The organism is Actinomycetota bacterium (genome assembly GCA_030776625.1).
GTDB lineage: Bacteria > Actinomycetota > CADDZG01 > CADDZG01 > WHSQ01 > MB1-2.
Map to the genome: position 1 here is coordinate 576,501 of JALYHL010000001.1, position 24,319 is coordinate 600,819.

Annotated in this window: 29 protein-coding genes and 2 riboswitches; of the genes, 3 read left to right on the top strand and 26 right to left on the bottom strand. The window is 66.1% G+C overall.

Annotation, left to right across the window (positions count from 1 at the left end):
• Positions 1 to 15 precede the first annotated feature (15 nt).
• Positions 16 to 1,248, bottom strand: coding sequence for a helix-turn-helix domain-containing protein (locus tag M3N53_02780; protein MDP9067258.1), 1,233 nt, complete (start codon positions 1,246 to 1,248; stop codon positions 16 to 18).
• A complete protein-coding gene (locus M3N53_02785; protein ID MDP9067259.1) occupies positions 1,249 to 1,644 on the bottom strand; it encodes a DUF302 domain-containing protein in 396 nt (131 codons plus the stop codon). It abuts the gene before it with no gap.
• Between the two features lie 37 nt (positions 1,645 to 1,681).
• On the opposite strand from M3N53_02785, the gene M3N53_02790 reads away from it, so the two are divergent.
• The gene (locus tag M3N53_02790) at positions 1,682 to 2,530 is read left to right on the top strand and encodes a glutamate formiminotransferase (protein ID MDP9067260.1); all 849 of its coding nucleotides are present in this window, start codon (positions 1,682 to 1,684) and stop codon (positions 2,528 to 2,530) included.
• Between the two features lie 24 nt (positions 2,531 to 2,554).
• Positions 2,555 to 2,950, top strand: a complete 396-nt coding sequence (locus M3N53_02795) for a hypothetical protein (protein ID MDP9067261.1) — start codon at positions 2,555 to 2,557, stop codon at positions 2,948 to 2,950.
• Between the two features lie 88 nt (positions 2,951 to 3,038).
• Here the strand turns inward: M3N53_02795 and M3N53_02800 are convergent, their stop codons facing one another.
• The 12 genes from M3N53_02800 to M3N53_02855 form a co-directional block, all read right to left on the bottom strand.
• Positions 3,039 to 3,311: a WhiB family transcriptional regulator gene (locus M3N53_02800; GenBank protein MDP9067262.1), complete on the bottom strand. Its 273-nt coding sequence runs from the start codon at positions 3,309 to 3,311 to the stop codon at positions 3,039 to 3,041.
• A gap of 173 nt (positions 3,312 to 3,484) precedes the next feature.
• Complete coding sequence (locus tag M3N53_02805) at positions 3,485 to 3,865, bottom strand: response regulator (protein ID MDP9067263.1); 381 nt, start codon at positions 3,863 to 3,865, stop codon at positions 3,485 to 3,487.
• 19 nt (positions 3,866 to 3,884) lie between these two features.
• Positions 3,885 to 4,178 (bottom strand): zinc-ribbon domain-containing protein, encoded by a 294-nt coding sequence (locus tag M3N53_02810; GenBank protein ID MDP9067264.1) that lies wholly within the window; start codon positions 4,176 to 4,178, stop codon positions 3,885 to 3,887.
• A 2-nt stretch (positions 4,179 to 4,180) separates the two neighbouring features.
• Complete coding sequence (locus M3N53_02815; protein MDP9067265.1) at positions 4,181 to 5,578, bottom strand: cytosine permease; 1,398 nt, start codon at positions 5,576 to 5,578, stop codon at positions 4,181 to 4,183.
• Positions 5,569 to 5,680: riboswitch (TPP riboswitch) on the bottom strand. It overlaps the preceding gene by 10 nt.
• A gap of 11 nt (positions 5,681 to 5,691) precedes the next feature.
• Entirely contained in the window at positions 5,692 to 6,675 is a 984-nt protein-coding gene (locus tag M3N53_02820) for a methionine synthase (GenBank protein ID MDP9067266.1), read from the bottom strand.
• Position 6,676: 1 nt separating this feature from the next.
• Positions 6,677 to 7,651 (bottom strand): hypothetical protein, encoded by a 975-nt coding sequence (locus tag M3N53_02825; GenBank protein MDP9067267.1) that lies wholly within the window; start codon positions 7,649 to 7,651, stop codon positions 6,677 to 6,679.
• 69 nt (positions 7,652 to 7,720) lie between these two features.
• A riboswitch (SAM riboswitch) is annotated at positions 7,721 to 7,809 on the bottom strand.
• 8 nt (positions 7,810 to 7,817) lie between these two features.
• On the bottom strand, positions 7,818 to 8,078 hold the full coding sequence (locus M3N53_02830; GenBank protein ID MDP9067268.1) for a hypothetical protein: 261 nt from the start codon (positions 8,076 to 8,078) through the stop codon (positions 7,818 to 7,820).
• Positions 8,079 to 8,158: 80 nt separating this feature from the next.
• Positions 8,159 to 8,554 (bottom strand): iron-sulfur cluster assembly accessory protein, encoded by a 396-nt coding sequence (locus tag M3N53_02835; GenBank protein MDP9067269.1) that lies wholly within the window; start codon positions 8,552 to 8,554, stop codon positions 8,159 to 8,161.
• Between the two features lie 87 nt (positions 8,555 to 8,641).
• The gene (locus tag M3N53_02840) at positions 8,642 to 8,827 is read right to left on the bottom strand and encodes a hypothetical protein (protein MDP9067270.1); all 186 of its coding nucleotides are present in this window, start codon (positions 8,825 to 8,827) and stop codon (positions 8,642 to 8,644) included.
• Between the two features lie 3 nt (positions 8,828 to 8,830).
• Positions 8,831 to 10,201, bottom strand: a complete 1,371-nt coding sequence (locus M3N53_02845) for a TldD/PmbA family protein (GenBank protein ID MDP9067271.1) — start codon at positions 10,199 to 10,201, stop codon at positions 8,831 to 8,833.
• Entirely contained in the window at positions 10,198 to 11,643 is a 1,446-nt protein-coding gene (locus M3N53_02850) for a TldD/PmbA family protein (protein MDP9067272.1), read from the bottom strand. Before M3N53_02850 ends, M3N53_02845 begins: the two co-directional genes overlap by 4 nt.
• On the bottom strand, positions 11,640 to 13,307 hold the full coding sequence (locus M3N53_02855; protein ID MDP9067273.1) for an acetolactate synthase: 1,668 nt from the start codon (positions 13,305 to 13,307) through the stop codon (positions 11,640 to 11,642). The genes M3N53_02850 and M3N53_02855 overlap by 4 nt, the downstream gene beginning before the upstream one ends.
• Positions 13,308 to 13,418: 111 nt before the next feature.
• Here M3N53_02855 and M3N53_02860 point away from each other — a divergent pair, with 111 nt between their 5' ends.
• Positions 13,419 to 14,357, top strand: a complete 939-nt coding sequence (locus M3N53_02860) for a sulfotransferase (protein MDP9067274.1) — start codon at positions 13,419 to 13,421, stop codon at positions 14,355 to 14,357.
• A 313-nt stretch (positions 14,358 to 14,670) separates the two neighbouring features.
• On the opposite strand, the gene M3N53_02865 is transcribed toward M3N53_02860, so the two are convergent.
• The 12 genes from M3N53_02865 to M3N53_02920 form a co-directional block, all read right to left on the bottom strand.
• Positions 14,671 to 14,973, bottom strand: coding sequence for a hypothetical protein (locus tag M3N53_02865; GenBank protein MDP9067275.1), 303 nt, complete (start codon positions 14,971 to 14,973; stop codon positions 14,671 to 14,673).
• Positions 14,974 to 14,983: 10 nt separating this feature from the next.
• Positions 14,984 to 16,039, bottom strand: coding sequence for a 2-oxoacid:ferredoxin oxidoreductase subunit beta (locus M3N53_02870; GenBank protein MDP9067276.1), 1,056 nt, complete (start codon positions 16,037 to 16,039; stop codon positions 14,984 to 14,986).
• Positions 16,040 to 16,041: 2 nt separating this feature from the next.
• Positions 16,042 to 17,892 carry a 2-oxoacid:acceptor oxidoreductase subunit alpha gene (locus M3N53_02875; GenBank protein MDP9067277.1) on the bottom strand — a complete coding sequence of 617 codons (1,851 nt, stop codon included), beginning with the start codon at positions 17,890 to 17,892 and terminating at the stop codon, positions 16,042 to 16,044.
• 102 nt (positions 17,893 to 17,994) lie between these two features.
• On the bottom strand, positions 17,995 to 18,219 hold the full coding sequence (locus M3N53_02880; protein MDP9067278.1) for a hypothetical protein: 225 nt from the start codon (positions 18,217 to 18,219) through the stop codon (positions 17,995 to 17,997).
• A 55-nt stretch (positions 18,220 to 18,274) separates the two neighbouring features.
• Positions 18,275 to 18,574: a ferredoxin family protein gene (locus tag M3N53_02885; protein MDP9067279.1), complete on the bottom strand. Its 300-nt coding sequence runs from the start codon at positions 18,572 to 18,574 to the stop codon at positions 18,275 to 18,277.
• Between the two features lie 69 nt (positions 18,575 to 18,643).
• Positions 18,644 to 19,096 carry a hypothetical protein gene (locus M3N53_02890; GenBank protein ID MDP9067280.1) on the bottom strand — a complete coding sequence of 151 codons (453 nt, stop codon included), beginning with the start codon at positions 19,094 to 19,096 and terminating at the stop codon, positions 18,644 to 18,646.
• Positions 19,093 to 19,914 carry an SDR family NAD(P)-dependent oxidoreductase gene (locus M3N53_02895; protein MDP9067281.1) on the bottom strand — a complete coding sequence of 274 codons (822 nt, stop codon included), beginning with the start codon at positions 19,912 to 19,914 and terminating at the stop codon, positions 19,093 to 19,095. The genes M3N53_02890 and M3N53_02895 overlap by 4 nt, the downstream gene beginning before the upstream one ends.
• Before the next feature lie 18 nt (positions 19,915 to 19,932).
• Entirely contained in the window at positions 19,933 to 20,754 is an 822-nt protein-coding gene (locus M3N53_02900) for a sugar ABC transporter permease (protein MDP9067282.1), read from the bottom strand.
• Positions 20,755 to 20,768: 14 nt separating this feature from the next.
• Positions 20,769 to 21,779: an ABC transporter ATP-binding protein gene (locus M3N53_02905; GenBank protein MDP9067283.1), complete on the bottom strand. Its 1,011-nt coding sequence runs from the start codon at positions 21,777 to 21,779 to the stop codon at positions 20,769 to 20,771.
• Positions 21,776 to 23,044, bottom strand: coding sequence for a sugar ABC transporter substrate-binding protein (locus tag M3N53_02910; protein ID MDP9067284.1), 1,269 nt, complete (start codon positions 23,042 to 23,044; stop codon positions 21,776 to 21,778). Before M3N53_02910 ends, M3N53_02905 begins: the two co-directional genes overlap by 4 nt.
• A complete protein-coding gene (locus tag M3N53_02915; protein ID MDP9067285.1) occupies positions 23,044 to 23,853 on the bottom strand; it encodes a carbohydrate ABC transporter permease in 810 nt (269 codons plus the stop codon). The genes M3N53_02910 and M3N53_02915 overlap by 1 nt, the downstream gene beginning before the upstream one ends.
• Entirely contained in the window at positions 23,846 to 24,277 is a 432-nt protein-coding gene (locus M3N53_02920; protein ID MDP9067286.1) for a hypothetical protein, read from the bottom strand. Before M3N53_02920 ends, M3N53_02915 begins: the two co-directional genes overlap by 8 nt.
• Between the last annotated feature and the right edge of the window lie 42 nt (positions 24,278 to 24,319).

Below are 24,319 nucleotides of genomic sequence, written 5' to 3' on the forward strand. Positions count from 1 at the left end.
GCGAAGAAGCGGTTGCTAGTCGTCGCCCTCACGCCGCGCCGGCGACAAACGGTACGCGCGCAGAGCCAGCTGGAGCCGCAGCTTGTCCTCGGGGCTCCGCAGAGACCATCCGGTCAGTCTCTCGATCTGCTTGAGCCGATACGTAACGGTATGGGGGTGCGCGAAGAGGATCTCGCCCGCGAGCTTGACGCTGCCGTCGGCCGAGAAGTACGCCTCGAGCGTCTTCAGGAGCTCGCCCTTGCGCCGCGCGTCGTAGCCGATCAGCGGTCCCAACATCTGCTCGATGAAGCGTTCGACCAGAACCTGCTCGAGCTTCAGGAAGTGGTAGAGGAGTAGGTCGTCGAACCGGAACACCGGACCATCCAGGCTTAGCGCCGTCCCGATCTCCAGCGCCTCGCGCGCTTCTAGGTAGGCGCGACGGATCCCTTCGAGGCCCGGGTCGGGCCCGCCCATGCCGAAGAGCCAGCCACCTCCCAGCTCGGCCACGACCTTCTCTGGAACGACCCCCACGTCCGCGAACGGTTCCGTGGGAAGGAGGGCGATCGTCTGGTCTCCCTTCTGGATCACGATCGGGTCTGCGTTCGCCAGGAGCGACACGCGAGAGACCGCAGACGCGACCGCTGCTTCCTTCCGGCCGTCCACACCGGGACCGCACCCGACCAACGCGATGTAGCTGAGCGACAGGTCATAGCCGAACGTGTGGGCTTTCTGGAGGACCTCGGCAGGCGACGCCTCGGTGCCATAGAGAAGGTCCGCCAGGAACTCTCTGCGCGCGCCCTCTTGTTCGCGCACGATGGCGCGCTGCGCTTGCGCGTATGCCTCGGCGACCGACGTAGAGATCTGGTCGGTGTACCGCAACACCGCCTCCGCGAGGGCGATCACTGCCTCGAAAGCGTCACCGCCGACGGTTCTGCACTCGTCGGACAAGGCGTCCCAGCAAACGCGGGAGACGGTCCTGTACGCGTGGAGGACGTCGTCCAGCGGTATGCCCGCCTCGGCTCTGCGCGCGCCCACAGACTCGATCCTCATCAGCTCTTCGCGGCGAAGCTCGCGGCCCTCGTTGAGGACCTGCGCAAGAGCCGCCACGTTCGCACGCACCGCATCGCGCACGTCGCTCTGCAGCAGGTCACCCGACCGCCCGTAGGAGGGGACGGTCTCCCATATGGCGGCCTGACAACGATCCACGACCTCGTCCAGGCGCTCGAGGAAGCCGGCAACGATGGCCGAGCGCGCGGCGTCTTTCACCATCTAGCCACTCCCTGCAGCGACCAGGCGCAACATCCGTTCCAGGGCGTCCCTGGCGAGGGTGGCTGCCGCACGCGATCGCTCGTCGGCCTCTTCCACCGTGTCCACCGGATCCAGAGCCGCAACGATCGCGCCGCTATCGACCTCCTGGACCACCACATTGCAGGGTAGGTGCACCGCCGCCTGGAGCTGTGAGTCGATGTGCCGGTGCGAAACCGGAGCGTTCCAAACGCCCATGATCAGGTACTGGCGCTGGTCACCAGCGTCGGGCCCGAGCATCCCCCCAACGTGCATCTCCGAGATGATCGAGAAACCCTCGCCCTTCATCGCCAGGCGAGCGCGGAGGACGGCTTCGTCGTAACCCTGCGGAACCTCGACCGTGTAGCCGTAGTCGCTCACCGACCACCTCCTCCACTTGCGACTACGGTACCGCCCGATGACCCTCGTCGCCGTCCCCAACGTCTCGGAGGGGCGAGATCACGAGCTGCTTCGGCGCGCGGTTCAGGCGATCGAAGCGACGCACACCCGCGTGCTCGACCTTCACAGCGACGCCGTGCACAACAGGAGCGTCCTCACCCTCGCCGGCCGCGGGCTAGTGCAGGCCTGCGTGGAGCTGGCGGCCGTCGCATCGTCGATCGACATACGGAGCCACCGGGGCGTCCATCCCCGCCTCGGCGGACTGGACGTGTGCCCGTTCGTTCCGCACGATGAAGACATGGTCGCTGCCGTGCACGCCGCCCGGACGACGGCGCATCTGATCGGCGAACTGGGGCTACCTGTGTATCTCTACGGGCACGCGGCGCGGAGATCCGACACACGCGAGCTGCCGGACCTGCGGCGCGGAGGGCTGGACTCGCTCATCGAACGCTCGACGCTCGGGCTGCTGCCGGATGAGGGTCCGCCCGATATCGATCCGGCGCGAGGTGTCGTCTGTGTCGGTGCGAGGGGCGTCCTGGTCGCGTTCAACGTCTGGCTGCGGAGCGACCTGCCTACGGCCAAGAGGATCGCGGCGGCGGTGCGGAGCCGGAGTGTGCGCGCTCTCGGGCTCGATCTGGGGGAGGGACAGACGCAGGTATCGCTGAACCTGATCGAGCCGCACACGACGGGCGTCGATGAAGCGTTCGGAGCGGTGGCCGCCGAGGCCGAACGCGCAGGAGCAGCGGTAGTGGCTACGGAGTTGGTGGGTCTTGTCCCGGAACGATTCTTGCCCCAGGACGCGACAGTGGCCCGGCTCCTGATCGAGCCGGGCCACTCACTGGAAGAGGCGTTAGAGGTTCTGTCCTAGCGGGAGCCGGTCGACTTCCGTCCCGTGCTCTTCCTGCCGCCGCTCGACTTCCGGGTGCCGCTGGACTTCCGGGTGCCGGTGGACTTGCTGCCCGACGACTTACGCGCCGTGGACTTCTTGCGCGTGCCGGTGGACTTGCTGCCCGACGACTTACGCGCCGTGGACTTCTTGCGCGTGCCGGTGGACCTGCTGCCCGACGACTTACGCGTTCCGGACGAGCGACTGGATGTCGACCTCGTCCCCGATGACTTGCGTGCTGCGGTCTTGCGACCCGTCGTCTTCTTCGCTGCCACTCCTCGCACCTCCTTCGTACCCACCGAGACCATCCCGATCTCGTTCTCCCCACTCCCGGATACGCGCCGTGCGCGCAGCGGGACTAGCAACACGAACGCGCGTCACAAACACGCATTCACAAACTAGATAGACACGAAACCTGCGCGATTGCAAGCATTCACACCGCTGCCAAGAAGAGGTTGCGCGCCCGAACAACTCCCGAAAGAACGCGCAGTTAAGACACCGCGCGCAGTTGACGACGCGCGCGGTCTTTGCGAAGGCGGCGACGTTCGCGTTCGGACGTTCCACCCCAGATACCGAACTGCTCCTTGTTGTTGAGCGCGTATTCGAGACATTGCATCCGCACTTGGCAGTTCGAACACACTTGGCGCGCGGCCTTGCTGGATCCACCGCGCTCGGGAAAGAAGATCTCGGGATCGACCTCGGTACAACGCGCGTGCGTCTGCCATTCGACGGGCTGTAGGAGCTTGTTCGTGATGCGCTGCATTCCCCCGGCCTTCCTGTGAGACATCCCCGGACCCATCCCAGTCCGCCGCGCTGCTGAAGCGAACCGAATTACAATTCTGTAATTCTAAGTATGGGATTCACAGGGCGCAATAGGCCTGACCTGCGTGTTTACAAAAAAAGGGCGCGAAAAACGGGTCGGGCGCGCGGGGTTGTCTACGAGAGCAGCGAGAGAGCGTCCGCCGCGAGGTCCGATGCGTCGATCGGCTTCGTGCGGATCAAGTCGGCGCCCGCCTGGTTCGCGAGCCATCGATCCTGGTCCCGATCGAGCAACATGAGCACCGGCACCTGACGCAGACGCGGATCCTGATCCATGGATTTGCACAACGCGAATCCGCCCGCGCTACCGGTGTGCAGGTCGATCACCACCACGGCAGGCACGTCGCTCTCCATCTGCTGAAGTGCGTCGCGCGCGTCGCGTGCAAGCGCCACTTCGAGGTCGGGTGCGAAGCCGAACCGCGCCTCGTCCCTGATCGCGTCGTCATCGGAAACCACGAGAACGTGTCGCAGATCGACGGCTTCAGGCGAGGAAGACATCAGAAAAATTATTTTTTGATCAGACTGCTTTGGCGGCAGCCTCTTGCTCGCGCACCTGCTGACTGACCTCCGCAAGCAGACCTTCGACATCGATGTCGAATCCTGTTTCCATCGATTGAAGACGCGCGATCGTGTTCACGAAACGGACCGCAGAGTTCTCCGCATCCTCGACCGCGTCAACGAGAACCGTCGAGTAGTGACGGGCGAAGCGAGCGCCGCAGAACGGGCATCGTCCCGGTGCATCGGACTCGGGTCCGATCTGCGACAACAGGAACGTTCTGCGACATCTGTGGCAGTTGCCTTCGATCTTCATGTTCACCTCTCTGATCGCGTAGAGCTCGATGATATGTCCCGGAGCATGATCGCTCCGAGAACGAATGCGATGAGGAAAGAAGGAACGGAGGCGTTCAACCACGGCAGCCGCGCGGCCAGCGGCTCGCCGAAGACGGTCTGGTTGAAGCTCAACCACCACCCGAGCGGGCTTGGGTTGATCCAGTGATAGACGATGAAGCCGCCCAGCCACGGCACCGCCGCTGCCACCCTGATCCCTCCGGTGAACCAGTAACGACCCCGGCGGTCGTAGAGATCCGGCACATGCACCCGCCCCCGCCGGACGACGAAGTGGTCAGCAGCCAAGACGCCAAGCAATGGCACGAAGACCGAGCCGATCAGGAACAGGAACGATTCGTACAGCTCCATGGTCAGCACGGCCGCCAGTGCCGTCCCCACAAGCCCAACGGCGACGACCAGTCCGCGCTGCGACAGCCTCGGGAAAACGTTCTGCAGCGTCACCGCGCCCGAGTAGATGTTGGCGAACGCCTCGTCGGTCTCGCCTGCGAGCAGTCCTACGAGGAAGAGCACCCCGACGATGGACCCGCCGCCGATGGTGATGATCCCGAGAGCGATCCCGCCCGGCGTCGGTGAGGCCTCCGCCGTCAATACGAGAAGGGCGCCGAGCGCGTACAGCCAGACGTTGGCTACGAGGTAACCCCAGAACGTTCCGAAGAAGGCGGAGCGCGGCCGTGACCCGAACCGTGTGTAGTCCGCGACCAGCGGGAACCAGGACACGGGGATCGCGATCACGAGGTCGAGAGCGGGGCCGAAGGTGGGGAAGCCGCCAACACCTACGGCCGACAGCGCGGCGCCGATTCCATCGCTGGTGAGCACCACCACCGTTACCGCGAGCGATATGCCGCCGATCACCCAGGCACCGAACTTCTCCATCCACACCCGCGTCACGCCCACGGGCCCCCACAACGCCAGCCCCGTGCAGGTCAGCGCGCTGATCGCGAGCCAGAGTGGGCGGGCCGAGAAACCGAAGACGCGGCTCGCCACCAGATCGGCAACGAAGCTCATCGCCCACAGCTCGACCGCGGTCCACCCGATGAGCTGGACGATGTTCAGGGCGCTTGCGATCCAAGAGCCGCGGATGCCGAGCACGGGGCGCAGAAGAACCATCGTCGGGACGCCATGCTGCGCGCCTATCGCAGCGGGCATCGCCAACAGCAAGACGCCGATCAGCGAACCCAGCACGATCGCGGTGAAGGCAGCCGAGAACCCAAGACCCGGCACGAGGAGGCCACCGGTGACGAGGACCAACAGACCGATGCCAAGGTCTCCCCACAGAACCGCCATATCCACCGCCGACAAACGGCGTTCCTCGAGAGGAACCGGACGGATGCCCCAAGCCGCGTCGTGCTCGAGCGTGCTCATATCTATCTCCCTTCGCCGGCGTTACCCGGATCAGGTTCCAAGGGTCGGCGGCTCTCAGCCGCCCTCTCAGCCCGGTCGCACCGAGCTCCCCTGCTTGCGCCCGCAGGCTACTGCTAAAGCTCCTGCCTAACGACGTCCACTGCCTTCTTGATGTTCGAGAGCTTCTCTTTAGCCTCGTCGACCGTCCGCGTCTTCAGCCCGCAGTCCGGATCCACGAAGATGCGCTCGGGCGGGATGTGCTTGAGGGCTCGGCGGATGCCGTCGACCAGGTCCTCTACCGATTCCAACTCGTGACTGTGCACATCCGAGATGCCGAGTCCCACGTACTTCGTGAAGGGGTTGTCCGCAAACTCCTCGAGCAGCGAGTAGTCGGAGTTCGCGAACTCGAGATCGATCTGGTCTACGGGGATGTCGAGCATCTTCGGGTACGCGTTATGGAAATCCCCGTAGCAGATGTGGGTGATCGTGTGAGCCGACAGAGGCTCGGTCACGATCGCCATCGCCTCGATCACGAGGTCGAGCTCGTCCATCCGCGTCGACGCCGCGGGTTCGTCGATCTGGATGTAGCGGGCTCCCGCCTTCTCCAGGTCGAGCGCCTCGTCCCGGATGACCTTCGCGAGGTCGAGAACGAAGTCGCGTCTGGTGGCGTAGTGCTCGTTGAAGGACCAGTCACAGATCGTGTAAGGCCCCGTCAGCATCCCTTTGACGGGCGCGTCCGTCAGCGACTGGGCGAACTTCCACCACTCGACCGTGACGGGACGATCCCGCCCGATCGCGCCGACGGCGATCGGCTTCCGGTAGTAGCGGTTGCCGTAGGAGCGAACGAGGCCCCCGATCTCGAGGCCCGGAAGCTCTTCGGCGAAGTAGGCGACCATGTCGCCGCGGTACATCTCGCCGTCAACGACGAGGTCCGTACCGATCGAGTCCTGGAACTCGACCCACTCGCGCGTCGCCTTCTTCTCGAGCTCTTGAAGCTCCTCGCGCTCGATCTCTCGGCGCGCGTACTGGCCCCTTGCCTTCGTCAGATAGTCGGGCTTCGGGAAGCTTCCAACCGATGTCGTCCAGAGACCGGGTCCGGGAAGGTCCACGGTTGTCATGTCATGCACCCACTTTCCGTGCCGCTTCGCACAAGCGTTCGAGCTTCGCTCTCGCCTTTTCCCGAGGGAGGAACTCGAGACCCGACGAGGGCGCCACCTGGAGGCGGTCGGGCCCCACCTGATCGGCTAGGTCTTCGATCGTCTGCTGCAGCGCGTCCGCCTCCTCCAGCTTCGTATTGCGCCCGTCCACGATCCCGGCCTGCAACTTCTTCTCTCCTGGGAGCGACCGGATGAGCTCGCGGTTCTCGGGTCCCGCCACGAGGTCGAGGGCCACGCGGTGCACCGGCAGGTCGAACACGTCGGCCCCCAGACGCTTCGCGTCTCCGAAATAGGTCCCGAGGGTGAGCTCAGCCTCCCCCAGCTCGGCGGTCACGATGCCGAGCGCCTCCCGCGCCAACGTGAGATCCTCCGGCGCGTTCAGGAGCGCCGGTTCGTCGATCTGGATGTGGCGCGCCCCGGCCGCTTCAAGCTCGAATGCCTCTTGCGCGAGCACCCGCGCGATGGCCAGCACGAAAGCTCTGTGATCGCCGTAGTGCTCGTCCACCGACAGCCGGGCGAACGTCACGGGGCCGGGAATCACCGCTTTCACGGCACGAGAGGTCGCGTCGCGTGCGAACTCAAAGCCCGTGACCGAAGAGGGCCCGCCCCACTCGATATCGCCCGTGCAGATCGGGCGCCGGTAGTAGACGTTGTTGTCGAACCAACGCAGCAGACCGCCGATCTCGAACCCGCGCATCGTGCGGGCAAACGGCGTCAGGAGATCGTCCCAGCGCACATGGCCGTCCGTCAGGACATCGACGCCCGCACGTTCCTGCTCGGCGATGACCGCACGGGCAAGCTCGTCCTGAGCCGCGTGCAGATCGTCGAGCGACGCGCTCCCTTTATCGAGCGCCTGGATCGTCTTTCGGACCTTGAAGGTCTCTCCCTCGGTGGGTGGCTTCGGGTACGACCCCACGACGGTCGTCTGGATCGGCATCGCTCTCCTCTCTGCTGCAACTAAAAAAGCCCTCCGTTCCCAGACGGAAGGCTCATCGAGGACACAGCCCGCTCATCCGTCCGGGATTCGCACCTGCCGGCGAGCCGGTGGTTGCGGCGGGATCGTAGGGCCGGGCCCTCCCCCGCTCTTGATGAGCGTGGCGAGCCTATCCCATGAGCTCCGAGATCCAGCCGATCACTACACCGAGAACCGCCTGTGCCACCAACGCGAGGGAGAAGACCTTGAAGAAAAGCAGGGTCGAGTCTCTTCGGTTGCGCTGCTCAACCGGCGTCCTCCTCCGGTAGAGGATCACGGCCACGGCGCCGGCCGCGACCGGCACCGCCAGAGCCATCGCCGTCAATATGACGAGTGCGAGGATGATCTCGGTCATAGAGATCTCGATCGGGCCCGCCAGATCCAAGCGCACGCTGACACTCTGGCCTCTCGACCGCGAAAAGGAAAGGACTCCGGTCACGCCGGGGCCCCGGTAGATCTAGAACGACTGCCTTAGAACTGGGCGGAGTCTCCGCAGGCGCAGGTGCCCTTCGCGTTCGGGTTGTCGATGGTGAACCCGGACTGCTGCAGCGAGTCGAGGTAGTCGATCGTGGCGCCGCGCAGGTAGGGGGCGCTCATCTTGTCGACCCGGATCTCGACGCCGTGCATCTGCTCGATGTGGTCGTCGTCCAGCTTCCGGTCGTCGAAGTACAGCGCATAGCGCAGACCGGCGCAGCCGCCGGGCTGAACGGCCACCCGGAGCGCGTACTCCTTGCCCTCGTGCTCGTCCGGGGCCGCGGACGTTTCGCGATCCAGCAACTCCGTCACCTTCGAGGCGGCGTTCGGGGTGATCGAGAAGATCTGGGTCTGGGTCTCAGGCTGGGTGTTTGGGGTCTCGGTCAGTGACACAGGAGGTCCTCCTTCATATGGCACCGGAGTAAAGGTGCACGTCGATTATAGGCAACGCTCACCCTTTGGCCGCCATTCCGAGCCGCGTTAGTGGACGAATCTCAACTCGATGAACAGCAGGAGTGCCCCCGCGGCGAAGAGACCTATCAAGCTGATCTTCCCGGCGCGCGGAAGGGGCGAGTCGGCCAGCAATGGCCACAGAAGGAGGACCATCGCGGCGGCAGCACCCAACAGCGTGCTTGCGAGGACTCCGATGTGCAGGAGCTGGTGCACCGGCTAGTGGCTGGTGGTCGAGGAGAAGCTGAAACCTTCGACCCGCATCGACGGTGCGACGTTCGACCCGAAAGACCCGAAGTCGGGCGCGAACGCGGAGGAATCGGAGCCGAGCCCCGTCGTCGCGCGAAGAGCGTCGAGAACGCTCTGCGAGAAGCGCAGGTTGCGGACCGGCTCAGCGATCTCCCCACCTCGGATCCGGTACGTGCCGTCTCTCGTCATCCCGGTTAACAACGTGGTGGGCCGGTCCAGGACGTTGACGTAGTGGAACCGCGTCACCAACAAGCCGTCCGCGACTTCTGCGATCAGCTCGGAGGGTGTCGCGCCGCCCTCCCGCAGCACGACGTTCGACGCGTAGGGCCCGAACTCCGCGGAACCTGAGAAGTGACCTGTGGGATCCAAGCCGAGCTTCGGTGCCGTCCTCAGATCGGTCACCGGCCCCACGGCCTCGCCCTCGTGGATAACATCCACGGCTCGCTTGGGCACGCCTTCGAAATCGAAGCCGATCCCCACGGACCGAGCGTCGAACACGTCGTCTGCCACGGTGATGTCCGGAGCGGCAACCTGTTCGCCCGTGCGCGATGCGAGGAAGCTCTCGCCGTCGACCACCTGCTTGGCGCCCATCCCCATGTAGGAGAGGTACTCCATCAACATGGCGCTGGCCGCGGGCTCGAGCACGACCTCATACTTGCCCGGCGCCGCGGCTGCGGGCTCTCGATTCGTCGTCGCCTTGTCCAGCGCGGTTCGAGCCGCGCGTTCTACATCCACGTCGCAGAGCGAGTGCGATGACGCTTCCCCCCAGCCGGAGCCCGCACCGTGATCCGCCAGACAGGTGACGACGCAACGCGTGAATGCATCGAAGCAGTCGATCCCGAGCGAGTTCACGACGACGAAAGAGTGGGCGCTGGTCTCATAGATACCGGCGGCCGCCATCGACTCGGCGACCTGCAGGATCGTCTGGACCGCGCCCGCCCGGCGGTCCGGCGAGGCGGTCGCGGTGTCTTCGTCCCACCGAAAGATCGGCTGCGCGTGCCCCATGCGCTCCGGCGACGGGAGGCCGGGGAACTCTTCGTCGGGCCGCGAGGCACGAGCACCCTCCAGCGCGCGTTCCGCCGCAGCCCGCATCGCGGCGTCGCCCAACTGATTGGTTGCGGCGACGGCTACGTGGTTGCCGACCACGACACGGATGTACGCTCGGCGCTCGCTCCTAACCGTGTTCTGGATGATCTCGGACCGTGCGTACCTCGTCAGCCCCGTCACTGAAGCGGACACCACGACCTCGACCTGGTCCGCTCCCGGAAGCTCGAGTACGGGGGACGCCGCAGCGCGGACGTCGTCAGGATCGAGGGGCAGGGTGCGCCGAACCTCGCTCACGAGCCCACGCCCGTGCTGACGTTTCGGAAGCGGGCAGGCGACGTGCCGTGTCCGACCCGCATCGTCTGCCCAGGTTGGCCCTTGCCGCAGTTCGGCGTTCCGCGCACCAGCCATTCCTGGGACCCGGCGATGGCGTCACACGAAGCCCAGAAGATGGGGGTGATCCCGGTGTATCGCGGGTTCTTCAGCATCCTCGTCAACCGGCCGTTCTTGATCTCCCACGCGATCTCACAACCGAACTGGAAGTTCTTGCGCTTGTCGTCGATCGACCACGACTTATTGGTGGCCATGAAGATGCCATCGTCGACATCTGCGAAGAGATCCTCCAGCGACCCCTCTCCCGGGAGGAGGTTCACGTTCGGCATCCTGATCAGCGGGAAGTTCTCCCACCCCTCGGCCCGCATCGCGCCGTTGGAACGATCCGCACCCGCGGCCGCCGCGGTCTCTCGCGAGCTCTGAAAGCCGACGAGCATCCCGTTCCGGATGAGGTCGACCCTCTGCCCCTCGACCCCCTCGTCGTCGTATCCATAGGTCCCGAGGCCGCCCGGCGTCGTGGCGTCCGACACGATATTCACGATCTCCGAGGCATAGCGGAGATTCCCGAGGTCCGGTACCCCGACGAACGAGGTGCCGGCGAACGCGGCCTCCATCCCGAGGACCCGATCGAGCTCGGTCGGGTGGCCTACGGACTCGTGCACCTGCAGCATCATCTGGTGGCCGTCCAAGACCAGGGTCGTTTGCTTTGCCGGACACTCAGGAGCGCGCAGCAGCGCCGCGGCTTCTTCAGCGGTCCGGCGCGCGTTACCGGCCAGGTCCATCTGCTCCACAGACTCGTATCCGACAGCTCCGTAGTGACCGCGGAAGGAGCCGGGGTAAGACCGCACCTGCACGTCATCACCATCTACCGCCATCGCTTCGATCCCCGCGCCGGTGTGGACGATGGTTTGGTCGATGTCGGAGCCCTCCGACGAGAGGAACCACGTCCGCTGCCTCAGGAGATCGAGCGTCCCCCGCGCCACGCGGACGTCTGGCACCTTCGACATCTCCTGTGTGGCGCTGGTGAACAGCCCCACCTTTTCCTCGAGCGGGACCGCGAACGGGTCTTTCTCTACCGGGGAGCTCCACGATGCGACGTGGACTGGCTCCGGAACAAGCTCCACGGGTGTCGACAGAGCGGTCGCCGTCGCCCGCGCCACCTCTACCGCCAGACGGGCCACGCGCGCACCCTCCCGAAGGTCGAGTTTCGGTGTCGAAGCGAACCCCCACGCACCGTCGACGAGAACACGCACACCGAACCCCTGAGATGTCGCTCGATCCAAGGCCTCTACGGTCTCGCCGCGCACCGCGAGCGACTCGCTCTCTATCTCCGCGCCGCGAACGTCTGCATAGGTCGCGCCATCCGAAGTTGCCGCGTCGAGCGCGGCGGCGAGGAGGTCTTTCAAGCGAGGTTCGACGAGCGCGGGTACGCGATCTCGGGGTCGGTGAGGATGTTGACGACGCTCGGCTCACCGGAGTCGAAAGCGCGTTTCAGAGCAGGCGCGATCTCGGCGGGCTCGATCACGAGCTCGCCGCGGCCGCCGAACGACTCCATCATCTGGTCGTAGCGGATCCCCGGGCGTAGGTCGGCCGCGACGTCGTAGCCGTAGAGGCCGCGCATCGGATGCTTCTCGAGGCCCCAGATCCCATTGTTGCCAACGACGCACACGACGGGGAGGTTGTGTCGGACGAGCGACTCCAGCTCGGTTCCCGCGAAGCCGATCGCCCCGTCACCGTAGAGCAACACGATCTGTCGCTCCGGATGCGCGAGACGCGCCGCCATCGCGTACCCGGGCCCGACCCCGAGGCAGCCGAACGGGCCCGGGTCGAGCCAACAACCGGGTTCGAAGGAAGGCACCTCTCTGCCTGCGTACGAGACGAAGTCGCCGCCGTCGCCGATCACGATCGCATCTCGCTCCAGCAGGGGGACGAGCTCGCCGTAGATCCGCATCGGGTGGATCGGGTTCGCGTCCGACTGCAGCTCGGCTTGCGCGCCGGCTCGCTTCTGCTCCTCGGTCTCCGACAGCGCCTCGACCCACGCCTTCGTGTCGCCGGGGCGCTCCACCGCGTCGGCCAGAGCAGCCAGTGTCTTGTCCAGCGGCGCTCCGACGGAAGCAGCGAGATCCACGTGGCCCGCGATCAGGTCCGCGTGCGAGTCCAGGTGGACGAGGTTCGACAGCCCCTGTCCGAACCCGAGGCGGAAGTCCAGCGGTGTTCCCGCCACGATCACCAGGTCCGCCTCTTTCAGCGCCCGCGACCGCGCCCGGGAGAACGCGAGGCGATGGTCGGCCGGCACGCACCCGCGGCCTTGACCGTTCGCGAACACCGGAAGCTCTGCCGCCTCGACGAGGCGCCTGAGCTCACCCTCGGCGCGGTCCATGAAGACGTTGGAGCCGGCGATGAAGATCGGGCGCTCCGCCTTTGTCAGCAGTCCGGCGATCCGTTCGACCTCACTCGGATCCACCCCAGGCCCCTCCGCGACCTCCGGCGTCTCCCACGCGAATGGAGCCTGGTTGAACACGACGTCGAGAGGAAAGTCCAAGAACCGGGGGCCGCGCGGTGCCGTCGTTGCATCCAGGATGGCTCGGATCAGCTCGGTGGCAACCTGGGTCGTGTCCGTGACGGTTCGCGCCGGCGCTACGGGGTCCACGAAGGGAACGTGATCCATCTCCTGCAGCGACCCCTGCCCCCAGCGGAACGCGGGGGCGCGCCCACCGAGCACCACCACCGGAGCCCGGTTCGCAGCAGCCTGCGCCAGCGGGCTGATCGCGTTCGTCACACCGGGACCCGCCGTGACGGCAGCCACGCCGACCGTCCGCGTGATCCGCGCCCAGCCCTCCGCTCCGAACACGCCATTCGCCTCGTGGCGCACGTCGACGAGCCTGATCCCCTCCTGATGACACCCGTCGAGGAAGGGAAAGATGTGCCCCCCACTCAACGTGAAGACGTGAGTGACGCCAAGCGCCTTTAGAGCCTTAACGGCGAGATGCCCTCCATGCCCGTCGCCTGTCAGCGCGGCACGGGCAGCTTCGACGTCCTCAGAGGTTGGTGTCCAACGGCCAGCAGGCATCGCAGGAGCCTACAGAGTCCAGCCTCAGGAGCCTACAGAGTCCAGCCTGCGGTCACGGGTCTGGTCTCGACCCTATGGAAATGGGCCAACGCGCGGGAGTAATGTCTGGCGATGAAGCTGCTTTACGTGCTCGGGCGGGGGCGAAGTGGCAGCACCGTGTTCGCCAATGTCCTCGGCGAACTAGACGGTTTCTTCTCCGGCGGAGAGATTCGCGCCTTCTGGGATCCTGTGGTCGTTCGCGAGTCCACCTGCGGATGCGGGGCTGCCATCCGCGATTGCCCCATCTGGTCGCATGTCCTAGACCGCCTCTCAGATATCGATCTGGAGAAGGTCTCCGCCTGGCAGCGCTACATCGTCAGAGAGCACCAGACCTACCGGCTATTGCGATATCGCCGCACGCGACGTTGGCGAGCCCTCGAGCGGTATGGAGAAGTCATGTGCCGGCTCTACGACGCGCTGGCGGAAGTCACCGGAGCCCGGGTCATCGTGGACTCCTCCAAGCGGCCGTCTTACGCCGCATTCGTTCGCACCGTTCCGGGGCTGAACCCCTATTTCATCCACCTCGTGCGAGAGCCGCGCGCGTCGGCGTACTCGTGGCTCAGCCGACGCTACGAGTCGTCCCGGGTCGGCCAGGAAGTAACGCGTCGGGGTGCGCTGAACGCGACGCTTCGATGGGACCTTCTGAACCTTGGATCCGACGCGATTATCCGGAGGTCTGAGCCGAATCGCGCCCTCCGCATCCGATACGAGGACTTTGTAGCGCAACCGCGCGACCACGTCGAACTTGCTCGGATACTGCTGGACGAGCCCGCCTTAAGGTCCCCATTCGTAGACGACCACACGGTGCGACTCGGTATCAACCACGCGATCGCGGGAAACCCCTCTCGCTTCGTCACGGGAGTCGTCCAGCTGGAGGAGAGTCGCGAATGGCGTCACGCGCAAACGCGGATCGACCGGTGGGTCACAACTGCGGTGGCACTCCCCTTTCTGCGTCGCTACGGATACCCGATCCACGTGGCTTCACCGCACATCAAAACTCGCATCGCGTAACACTCTCCATCGCGTCCAGCTGCCACCTCGCCGCCTCTTACTAGGAACGGTGGGAAGGTTCTTCGATGCACGATGGGAGAACTGATCTAGATCGCCGGCGAGCCGCTTTCCTCACGAACGCGGAGAACTACGACCAGTATCGACCCGGTTATCCCGAGGCAGCGATCGAGTGGGTGGTGGGACGGTCGCGCAGGCGAATCGTCGACGGCGCCTGGCCGCGTAAGCCCCTGGGCGATGCTCTTTTCGCGTCTAACACCGCTCACCGACCTCGAACGCGAAAGAGCGATCCGGGGAGCGCCAGACTGCGGCCCGGTTATTCGCCGTCGGAGACCCAGCGGGTGCCGCCGGTGTCGCCGCTGGTCGCGGTCTCCGCGGAGGAGCGGCGGATCACGTGGTCGTCGTCGGGCTCGAGGTCGTAGCCTTCCGCTACGCGCGCCTCGGAATCCTCGAGGATGCGGCGCGCGGCCCGCCGCGCCGCTTCGAGGCTGCCGTCGGTCGCCTGGCCGTTGTCGTCACTCTCACGCAGCAGCTTCTGCGCGAGCTTCTCGATCTTCGCCTCGAGAGCCTCGTTCCGCTGAACCTGCTCGACGTACTCCGGCTCCGCGTTGTCGGCCATGCCGTGGAGCCTAGACGGTCCAGGTGTCGCCGGAGCCGAGGAGACGCTCGAGGTCGCCGGGGCCCTGTTGCTCCGCCGCCATCCGAAGCTGGTGCTCCATCCCGTCGCCGTAGACCGGGCGCTGGACGTCTCTGAACACGCCGATCGGAGTCGGCTGCGTCGGACCGGATGCGATGCGGGCGAGAGCGAAGGCGAGGCTCGGGTCGTCGCGGTGCTCGTCATGGACCAGCAGCTTGTCCTCGCCGACGTCGGCGACCTTCACAACCTCGACGCGTCCTTCGGCCGTCATCCGGACGCCGTTCTCGTTGTTCGCGCCGAAGCGGACCGGCTTACCGTGCTCGAGGTAGATGCGGTTCTGCGAGCGGCCGTCTTTGCCCGTCAGGGCAACGAAGGCGCCGTCGTTGAAGATGTTGCAGTTCTGGTAGATCTCGATGAAGGCGGACCCGCGGTGTGCCGCGGCCCTCCGGATGATCTCCGGCAGATGTTTGCGCTCGACGTCGATCGTTCGCGCCACGAAGCTGGCCTCGGCCCCCAGCGCGAGGGCAACCGGGTTGAAGGGGTGCTCCAACGAGCCGAAGGGGGTCGACTTCGTGACCTTCCCCTTTTCCGAGGTCGGCGAGTACTGGCCCTTCGTGAGCCCGTAGATCTGGTTGTTGAAGAGCAGGATCTTGAGGTTCACGTTGCGCCGCAACGCGTGGATGAAGTGGTTGCCACCGATCGAGAGGCCGTCGCCGTCGCCGGTTACCACCCACACCTGCAGGTCGGGCCGCGCGGTTGCGACGCCCGTTGCGATCGCGGGAGCGCGACCGTGGATCCCGTGGATGCCGTAGGTGTTCATGTAGTACGGGAAGCGGCTGGAGCATCCGATCCCGGATACCCACACCATCTTCTCGGGGGGCACGCCCAGAGACGGCATCGCGCTCTGAACCGCCGCCAGGATCGCGTAGTCCCCACAGCCTGGACACCAGCGGACCTCTTGATCGGAGACGAAGTCCTCGCGCGTGAGCGTCCCGATCCCGCCCGATGCCTCGGTGATGCCCCGTTCGTTCGCCGCCCCGCCGCTCATCGTCATAGGTACTTCTCCAATTCGTCTTCTAGTTCGGCTGCGCGGAACGGCAGCCCCTTCACCTTGTTGATCGAGATCGCATCGATGAGGAAGTCGGCCCGGATGAGCTTCGATAGCTGCCCCATGTTCATCTCCGGGACGATGACCTTGTCGAACCGAGCCAGCACCTCGCCGGTGTTCTTCGGCATGGGGTTCAGGTGTTTGAGGTGGGCGCGGCCCACCTTCTTCCCGCGCGAGCGCAACCGCCGACAGGCGGCCCCGATCGCGCCGTAGGTCGAACCCCAGCCCAGGACCAGCACGTCGGCCCCCTCGTCGGCGTCGAACTCGAGCGGCTCGATGTCTTCTTCGATCGCCTTGATCTTGGCCGCGCGCAGAAGCGTCATCAGCTGGTGGTTGTCCGCGTCGTAAGAGATGTTGCCCGTCCCGTCGGCCTTCTCGAGACCTCCCACGCGGTGCTCCAGCCCGGAGGTTCCGGGGATCGCCCAAGGCCGCGCGAGGGTGTCGTCGTCGCGCAGGAACGGCCAGAAGTCATCGCCGGCGTTCGGCTGCGATGCGAACCGAACCTGGATGTCGGGGAGCTTGCTGACGGCAGGGATGCGCCACGGCTCCGCGCCGTTGGCGAGATAGCCGTCGGACAGGATGATCACGGGGGTCATGTACTTGATCGCGATGCGAGCGGCCTCGATCGGTGCCCAGAAGCACGAGGACGGCGACCACGGCGCCACGATCGGAAGCGGAGCCTCGCCGTGCCGGCCGTACATGGCGTGCAGGAGGTCGGACTGCTCGGTCTTCGTCGGCAGACCCGTCGACGGGCCTCCGCGCTGGATGTCGACGACCAGGAGCGGGAGCTCCATCGACAGGGCTAGCCCCAGCGCCTCGGATTTGAGGTCGAGTCCCGGCCCCGACGTGGTTGTGACCCCCAGGTGACCGGAGAACGACGCGCCGATCGCCATGCTGATGGCAGCAATCTCATCTTCGGCTTGAACCGTGCGCACACCGAAGTTCTTGTGGCGGGAGAGCTCGTGCAGGATGTCGGATGCGGGAGTGATCGGATACGAGCCGAGGAACAACGGGAGCTTCGCCTGGACCGCACCGGCGATCAGCCCGAACGCCATCGCCTGGTTGCCCGTGATGCGCCGGTACTTGCCGGGCGCCAGCGTCGCCGGCTTGACCTCGAACGCGCTGAGCTCGGCGGTCTCGCCGAACGCATGACCGGCCTTCAGCGCCGCGATGTTCGACTGCGCGATCGCGGGCTTCTTCGCGAACTTCTTCTCGATCCAGGCCACCGTGGGCTCGATCGGACGCGAGTACATCCACGACACCACGCCGAGAGCCAGCATGTTCTTCGCCCGCTCGGCCTCCTTCTTGCTGACGCCGGAATCCTTCACGGCTTCCACCGTGAGCGTCGTCATGGGGATCTCGTAGATCTGGTAGCCGGCGAGCGACCCGTCCTTCAGAGGGTTAGCGGCGTATCCGGCCTTGTCCAGGTTGCGGTCCTCGAACGCGTCGCTGTTGACGATCAACAGCCCGCCGGGCAGCAGGTCCTTGAGGTTCGCCTTCAACGCCGCGGGGTTCATCGCCACCAGCACGCTCGGCTGGTCGCCGGCGGTCAGGATGTCGTGGTCCGAGAAGTGGAGCTGGAAGGCAGAGACGCCCGCGAGGGTGCCGGCCGGAGCCCTGATCTCGGCCGGATAGTCCGGCATCGTGGCGAGGTCGTTGCCGAAGATGGCGCTGGCGCTGGTGAAGCGGTCGCCGGTGAGCTGCATCCCGTCGCCGGAGTCGCCGGCGAACCGGATCACGACCCGGTCGAGCTCTTTCCGCTCCCCACGCGGCGGAGCGGCCTGCGCAGCCATTAAACGGTCCCCTCTTCTAGAGCCGGAGCGAGGGTCAAGGATAACTCCGGGGCCCCCGCGCTTCCCATACCTTTCAACGTCGAGAAGGGACGTTTGTTCCGGTTATGACCGAGACAGCGGGAACAACTTCGTCGCCGTCACGTCCGCGGCCGCGATCTGTTTCGTTTCACCCGATCGCGTGAGGATCGACACGATCTGGCCGCCGCTTGGGTCGCTTCTCACCGCAGACACGACGCCGATCGCCTCCGAGAAGGGATGCTCGGGGTCGTGGAGCCGGTACCGCAGCGAAACCTTGCGCCCGAGAAGCGGCTTCCAGTCGTCGATCACCGTGTGTCACACCCGGTGCCGCTATGGGAGCGGACTGCGGAGAGGACGGGGCTGGTTACTCCGAGCGCTCTTCGGACGGCGCGTACGGGCTCTCCATGGCACCCCCCTGGGCGTCGGGGTGCTCGACGAACCACTGCGCTTGGGTCTGGGTGAACTGTGCCCACTCCGAGGGGATGTTGTCGGCGGGGAAGATCGCATCCACCGGGCAGGCGGGGAGGCAGGCGTCACAGTCGACGCATTCCTCGGGGTGGATGTAGAGCTGCTCTTCGCCCTCGTAGATGCAGTCCACCGGGCATTCATCGACGCACGCCCGGTCCTTCACGCCGATGCACGGCTCAGCGATGACGTACGTCATCTCGGGTTCCCTCCTGGTTGAGTAGGTAGTTGCGGGCTGATGATACCCACGGATGCTGTTACTACCCGCTCATCTCGCGGCCTTCTCGGCGGGCAGATTGAGGTACACGATCACCGCGTTTTCGCAGGTGGAGCTGCGGATCTGGAGCGAGCCCAGCTGCTTACCCTCCTGGAGGTACAGCTCGGCCTCGAAGCCCTCGTTGTCTTCCTGCAGCACCTCCATCGAGGTCTCCGCTACCGCCTCCTTGTAGCGGACAAACGACTCGTTGACCGAGAACGGGACCGCCAAGGCGGCGATCACCCGCCCCTTCACCACGTCGGTCTTGTTCACGCTCGCCTCGCCGTCGAGGAGATAAGGCGCCGGAACCAGCGTGGGGTCCGCGTCGCGATCGGGAGCCGGTAGGCCGCACTTCCGGAAGTCGGGCGCGGCCTGAACCGTCGGCCCGTCCCGTTCGCATCCCGCCGCTGCCACGATGACCGTGAGGAGGAGGCCCGCGGCGAGGGCGGTCCGCGAGCACCTCAAGCGGATGCGTCCCGGTCCGCTTCTCGCTCGACGAACCTGAACAGCCCCGTTTTGCGCTGGATCTTCGCGGTGACGTCGGGGGACAGGGCGTGGAACACGTCGACGATGTTGCCGAGCCCCTTCGTCACCACGACCTCCGCCCTGTTCTCCTCGATCGCCTGGATCGTCTTCGCGGCGACGTCTGCAGGCTTGACGGTCCGCGCCACCATCGGAGGCGCATCGTCCGGGTGGCGACGAGCGAACATCCCCTCTTCCGCCACGAAGCCGGGGCACACGACCGAGACCTCCACGCCGTACGGCCTCATCTCCTCGCGCAGCGACCAGGAGAACCCGACCACCGCGTGCTTCGAGGACGCGTACACCGTGTTGTAGGGATACGCGGTCCGCCCGGACAACGACGAGATGTTGCAGATGTGGCCGCGCCCTCGCGCGACCATCCCCGGGAGCACGAGACGGGTGAGGCTCTCGACGGCGACCACGTTGGTGTTGATGATCCAGGCGATGTCGTCCAGGTCGAACGACTCGAAGCGGCGGACCTTCTGGACGCCGGCGTTGTTCACGAGCAGGTCGGGGGGGCCGAGTTCCGCTTCCGTTCGTTCGACCAGCCGCTCGAGGTCCTCCCGCTGCGTCACATCCGTAGGCACCGCGATAGCGCGCACGCCTTTCGACTGCACGCGCGCGAGTGTCTCCTCCAGATCGGTTGCCGAGCGCGCCGCGAGCGCCAAGTGCACGCCCCTGGCGGCGAGCGCGTCGGCTAGGTGGACGCCGATGCCGCGGGACGCGCCCGTGAGGATCCCGATCGTGTTGTGAAGCTCCATGTCTCCTCCTGTTGAGGTCTACGAGGCGAGCCGCCAGCGCTTCGCCAGCCGATACTGCACGTACACGACGAGCGCCGTCACCACGAACATCGTGAGCGCGATCGTCGATGCGTAGCCGAGACGGAAGTAGCGGAAGGCCGTGCGATACACGTAGAGCGGAACGTACGTCGTGGCGTAACGGGGACCGCCGTCGGTGACCAGCAGCGCCGGAACGAAGTTCACCTGGAGGGACAAGATGACGTCGCGCAGCGCTAGCAGCGCCAGCATCGGCGCCATCAGCGGAAGCGTCAGTCGCGACAACGTGAACCACGGCGTTGCGCCGTCCACAGCCGCGGCTTCATAGACGTGGCGCGGGATGCTGCGGCGAACCGCGAGCGCCACGATGAACGCCTCGCCGATCTGGAAGGCGCCCATCAGCGCTAGTGACACCCGCGCCCCCCATGGGTTCGTCAACGTGCCCGAAAGCCCGAACAGCGCGGCGGCAGGCCCGTAGAGAGGGTTCAACAACCACAGCCACAGGAGGGCGTAGGCCACGTCCGGCACCACCGTCGGGAGGTACACGAGCGGACGCGCCGCAACCGACGACGTCCGGTGCCGGTTCAACAAAAGCGCGGCGCCGACCGCGGCGAACAGACGCACCGGCACCGCGATCAGGATGTAGATCGCGGTGTTCCCGAAGGACCGCCACAGCGCTTCGTCTCCCAGCAATCGAGCCACATTTTCGAAGCCCGTGAAGCGCGGCGGTTGGACGCCCGAGAACTCCGTGAAGGCGAGGGCGGAGGCGGCGAGCGCGGGGAGGACCACCAGAGCCACCAGCCCCACCAGGAACGGCCACGCCAGCGAGGCAGGAGACCTCACCGGAGCCTGCTTCCGCTCGAGGAGAACTCGTGCACGTCGCGTTCGTTGAACGCCACCGCGACCATGTCACCGACCTGCGGCGCGTCGCGGATGTCTCCACGGACCAACACGATGTCGGCACCGACCTGCACGTGAACGATCACGTCTGCACCCGTGCGCTCTAGGGCCGCGACCTCGCCCCGCAGCCGACCCTCGTCGCCACCGACCAGCCGCATCCTCTCGGGCCTGACGCCGAGGAGCGTCCCGTCGCCCGAGCCGAGAAGACCCGCCGGCATCACGTTCATCGGCGGCGTTCCGAGGAAGCGCGCGACGAAGACGTTCTGCGGGCGCTCGTACACGTGCGTCGGATCGCCAACCTGCTCGAGCTTCCCGGCGCGGAGCACCGCGATCTGGTCCCCCATCGTCATCGCCTCCACCTGATCGTGCGTAACGTAGATCGTGGTGGTCGCTAGAGATCGCTGCAGCGAGCGGATCTCGGTCCGGGTGCGGGCGCGGAGCTCTGCATCCAGGTTCGACAGCGGCTCGTCGAGCAGGAAGGCAGCGGGGTCGCGGACCAGCGCCCGCGCCAGCGCAACCCGCTGGCGTTCGCCGCCGGACAATCGTTCCGGAAGCCGCTCAAGCTGCTCCGTCAGCCCCACTGCTTCGCCCGCGTGCCGGACCTGCGCGTCCACCTGAGACCGTCCGACCTTGCGCGCCCTGAGGCCGAAGGCGATGTTCTCGCGCACCGACAGGTGCGGGTAGAGCGCGTAGTCCTGGAACACCATCGCGACGTCGCGCCGGCCCGGCGGCAGAGTCGTCACGTCGCGGCCCGCAACCTCGATCTTTCCTGCATCGGGGTCCTCGAGACCCGCGATGCAGCGCAACAAAGTCGTCTTGCCCGAGCCGGATGGCCCGACCACTACCGTCATCGTCCCCTGCGGCACCGAGAGGGTCACGTCGTCGAGGACTCGGGTCGCGCCGGCGTCCGAGGAGAAGCTCTTCGACAGCCCCGTGACGCGCAGTGTCACGGAGCCGCCGCCTCTTGGAAGAGAGGTGCGGTCTGGGCGTCCAGCTCCTCGATCGCGCGGTCGATCGAGTAGTCGTCTTCGTAGAACGCGCGCGTCAGGATCTCCTCGGCTACGTCTTCTATCTCGGGCCACGTCGCGATCACCGGCGTCCTTCGGATGAACGGGATCCCGTCAAGGAACACCTCCGGATGTGCCGGAGGTTGCGTCGGGTCCAGGAAGGCGCCGGATCGGGCCACCGAGCGCAACGACGGCACCGTGCGGCCTCCGAGCGCGGTGATCGTCTGGCCCTCTTGTCCCGTCGCGAAGGCGATGAAGCGCGCCGCGGCAGCGCGGCGCTCTGCGTCGCCGCCTGCAGAGAGGCAGTACGCGTCCGAGTGCAGGAGTCCCGCCGGCTCTTCGGCGACGGGGAGGGGCGCCACGTCCCACTGCAGACCCAGCACCTCGCGCAGCACGGGCGTGTCACGCCGCGACGACAGGAACATCCCGAGCTTGCCGGTTACGAAGCGAGTCTCTAGGTCCTGCGCCGCGACCTCTTGCTCCGTCGGAACGACACCGTCTTCGCGCACGAGCGACACGATGAACTCCAGCGCCTCGCGCGCAGCCGGATCGTCGAAGGTAAACCGGGTGGGGTCCTCCAGGTCGTCGACGAGCTCGCCGCCGTTCGACCAGACGAAAGGCGCCAGCCTGATGACGCTGGGCTCGATCCCGAGCCCGTCGACCTCTCCCTTCGTCAGCCGACGCGCCGTCTCGGCGAACTCCTCCCAGGTCCAGCCCGCTTGCGGACGCGCGATCCCCGCGGCGCGGAAGAGCTTCTCGTTGAAGTAGACGACCAGCGACGAGATGTTCTGCGGCATGCACTGGAGCTCGCCGTCGAATGTGAAAGCCTCCAGCGGCTGCGGGAAGTAGTCGGCGGGATCGACCTGGTTCTGCTCGAGGAAGCCTTGGTACGGCTCGATCGCGCCGCGCACGACGAACTGCGCGTACTCGCGGAAGTTCACCAGGAAGACATCAGGCGGGTCGCCGCCGGCGAACGCCGTGGTCAGCTTCGCCAGGTGCTCGTCCTTCTCGGGGACCTCGATCAGGTCGATCTCGATGTCGTCGTTCGCTCGCTCGAAAGCGGTCACCATCGTGCGGTAGACCTTCGTCTCCTCCGGCTCGCCCGACACCTGCACCCGCAGCGGGCGCTGCACGTCGGACGCGGTTCCAGAGTCGCACGCGGAGGGAACCAGTAGCGCCACCACCGCGACGAGCCTGAGGAGCCTCATCAGACGCCGAGTGTCCTGGTGAAGAAGGATCGCTGCGCCGCTAGGAAAGCGACGACCGGAGGCGCGGTGACCATGACCGAGGCCGCGAGCAGGATGGGGTGGTTCGTCGGTTCGAGCGTCTGGAGGGCGCGCAGCCCGACGGAAACCGTCAGCTTCTCGGGCGAAGAGACGTACAGCAGCGGGTCGATGAAGTTCGCCCAGTGCCATGCGAATGCGAGCACCGCGACCGCAAAGGCCGCGGGGACGGCCAACGGCCACGCGACCTTGCGCCAGATGGCGAACGGAGACAGACCCTCTAGACGAGCGGCCTCGAACAACGTTGCTGGGATCCTCGAGTACGCCAGCGCGAAGAGAAGGACGTAGAACGGCGTCGTGGCCATGAGGGCGGGCGCGATCACCGGCCACAGCGTGTCGAGCAACCCCAGCCACCGGAACATCACGAACCGAGGCACCCACAGCGCGCTAAGAGGGATCATCAAAGTGACGAGGCACGCGATCACTAGCCGCCTACGGGTGGCGCGACTCGCGGTGGCGATCGCGAACCCCGCCCACGACGCCACCAGCACGGTGACCGGAACCGCCACGGCCACCACGATCAGCGAGTTGATCAGATACCTGCCGAGGGGCACGAACGCGAAGACCGTTTCGTAGTTGCTCCAGGTCGATCCCTCCGGAACGAGCTCGAACCCGTCTGGGGGCGGTAGTCCCGGCGAGCGCAGTGAGCCCAGGATCATGAAGATCAGCGGCGTCAGGAAGACCGCGCACAGGATCACGACCCCCAACCGCCGAAGAGCGGCGCGCTCAGTCACGCTGATCTAGCCTCCGATAACGTTCGGACTCGTACAGGAGCTTGATCGTGACCTGGCCCGCGCAAGGCCCTTCTCTCAGGCGATAGGTCCCGGTCGTCCCCTTGCCGCGTTCGAAGAATATTTCCGCCTCGAATCCTTCGTTGTCCCCACTCAGGATGCTGTAGCCGGCGTCGACCGTGGCGCGCGCCATCATCGGGTAGAGCTCGACGATCTTCGTCTCGGAGACGGCTCTCGCTCCCACGAAGCCGCCCTGTACCTCGACCTGGTCGACGATCCCCCACTCGTCGAGCGGGACGTCGCGGGGCAACAACGAAAGATCCGCGAGCGGCTGCGGGAGAGGACATCGGTTCGGGACCGCGGAATCCGCTCCGCCACACGCTGCCACCGAAGCGACCACTGCCACGATCGGGACGATGCGCCTCACTGGTCTCCTGTCTCGTGGGGGAGGGCTTCAGTAAGCTAAATG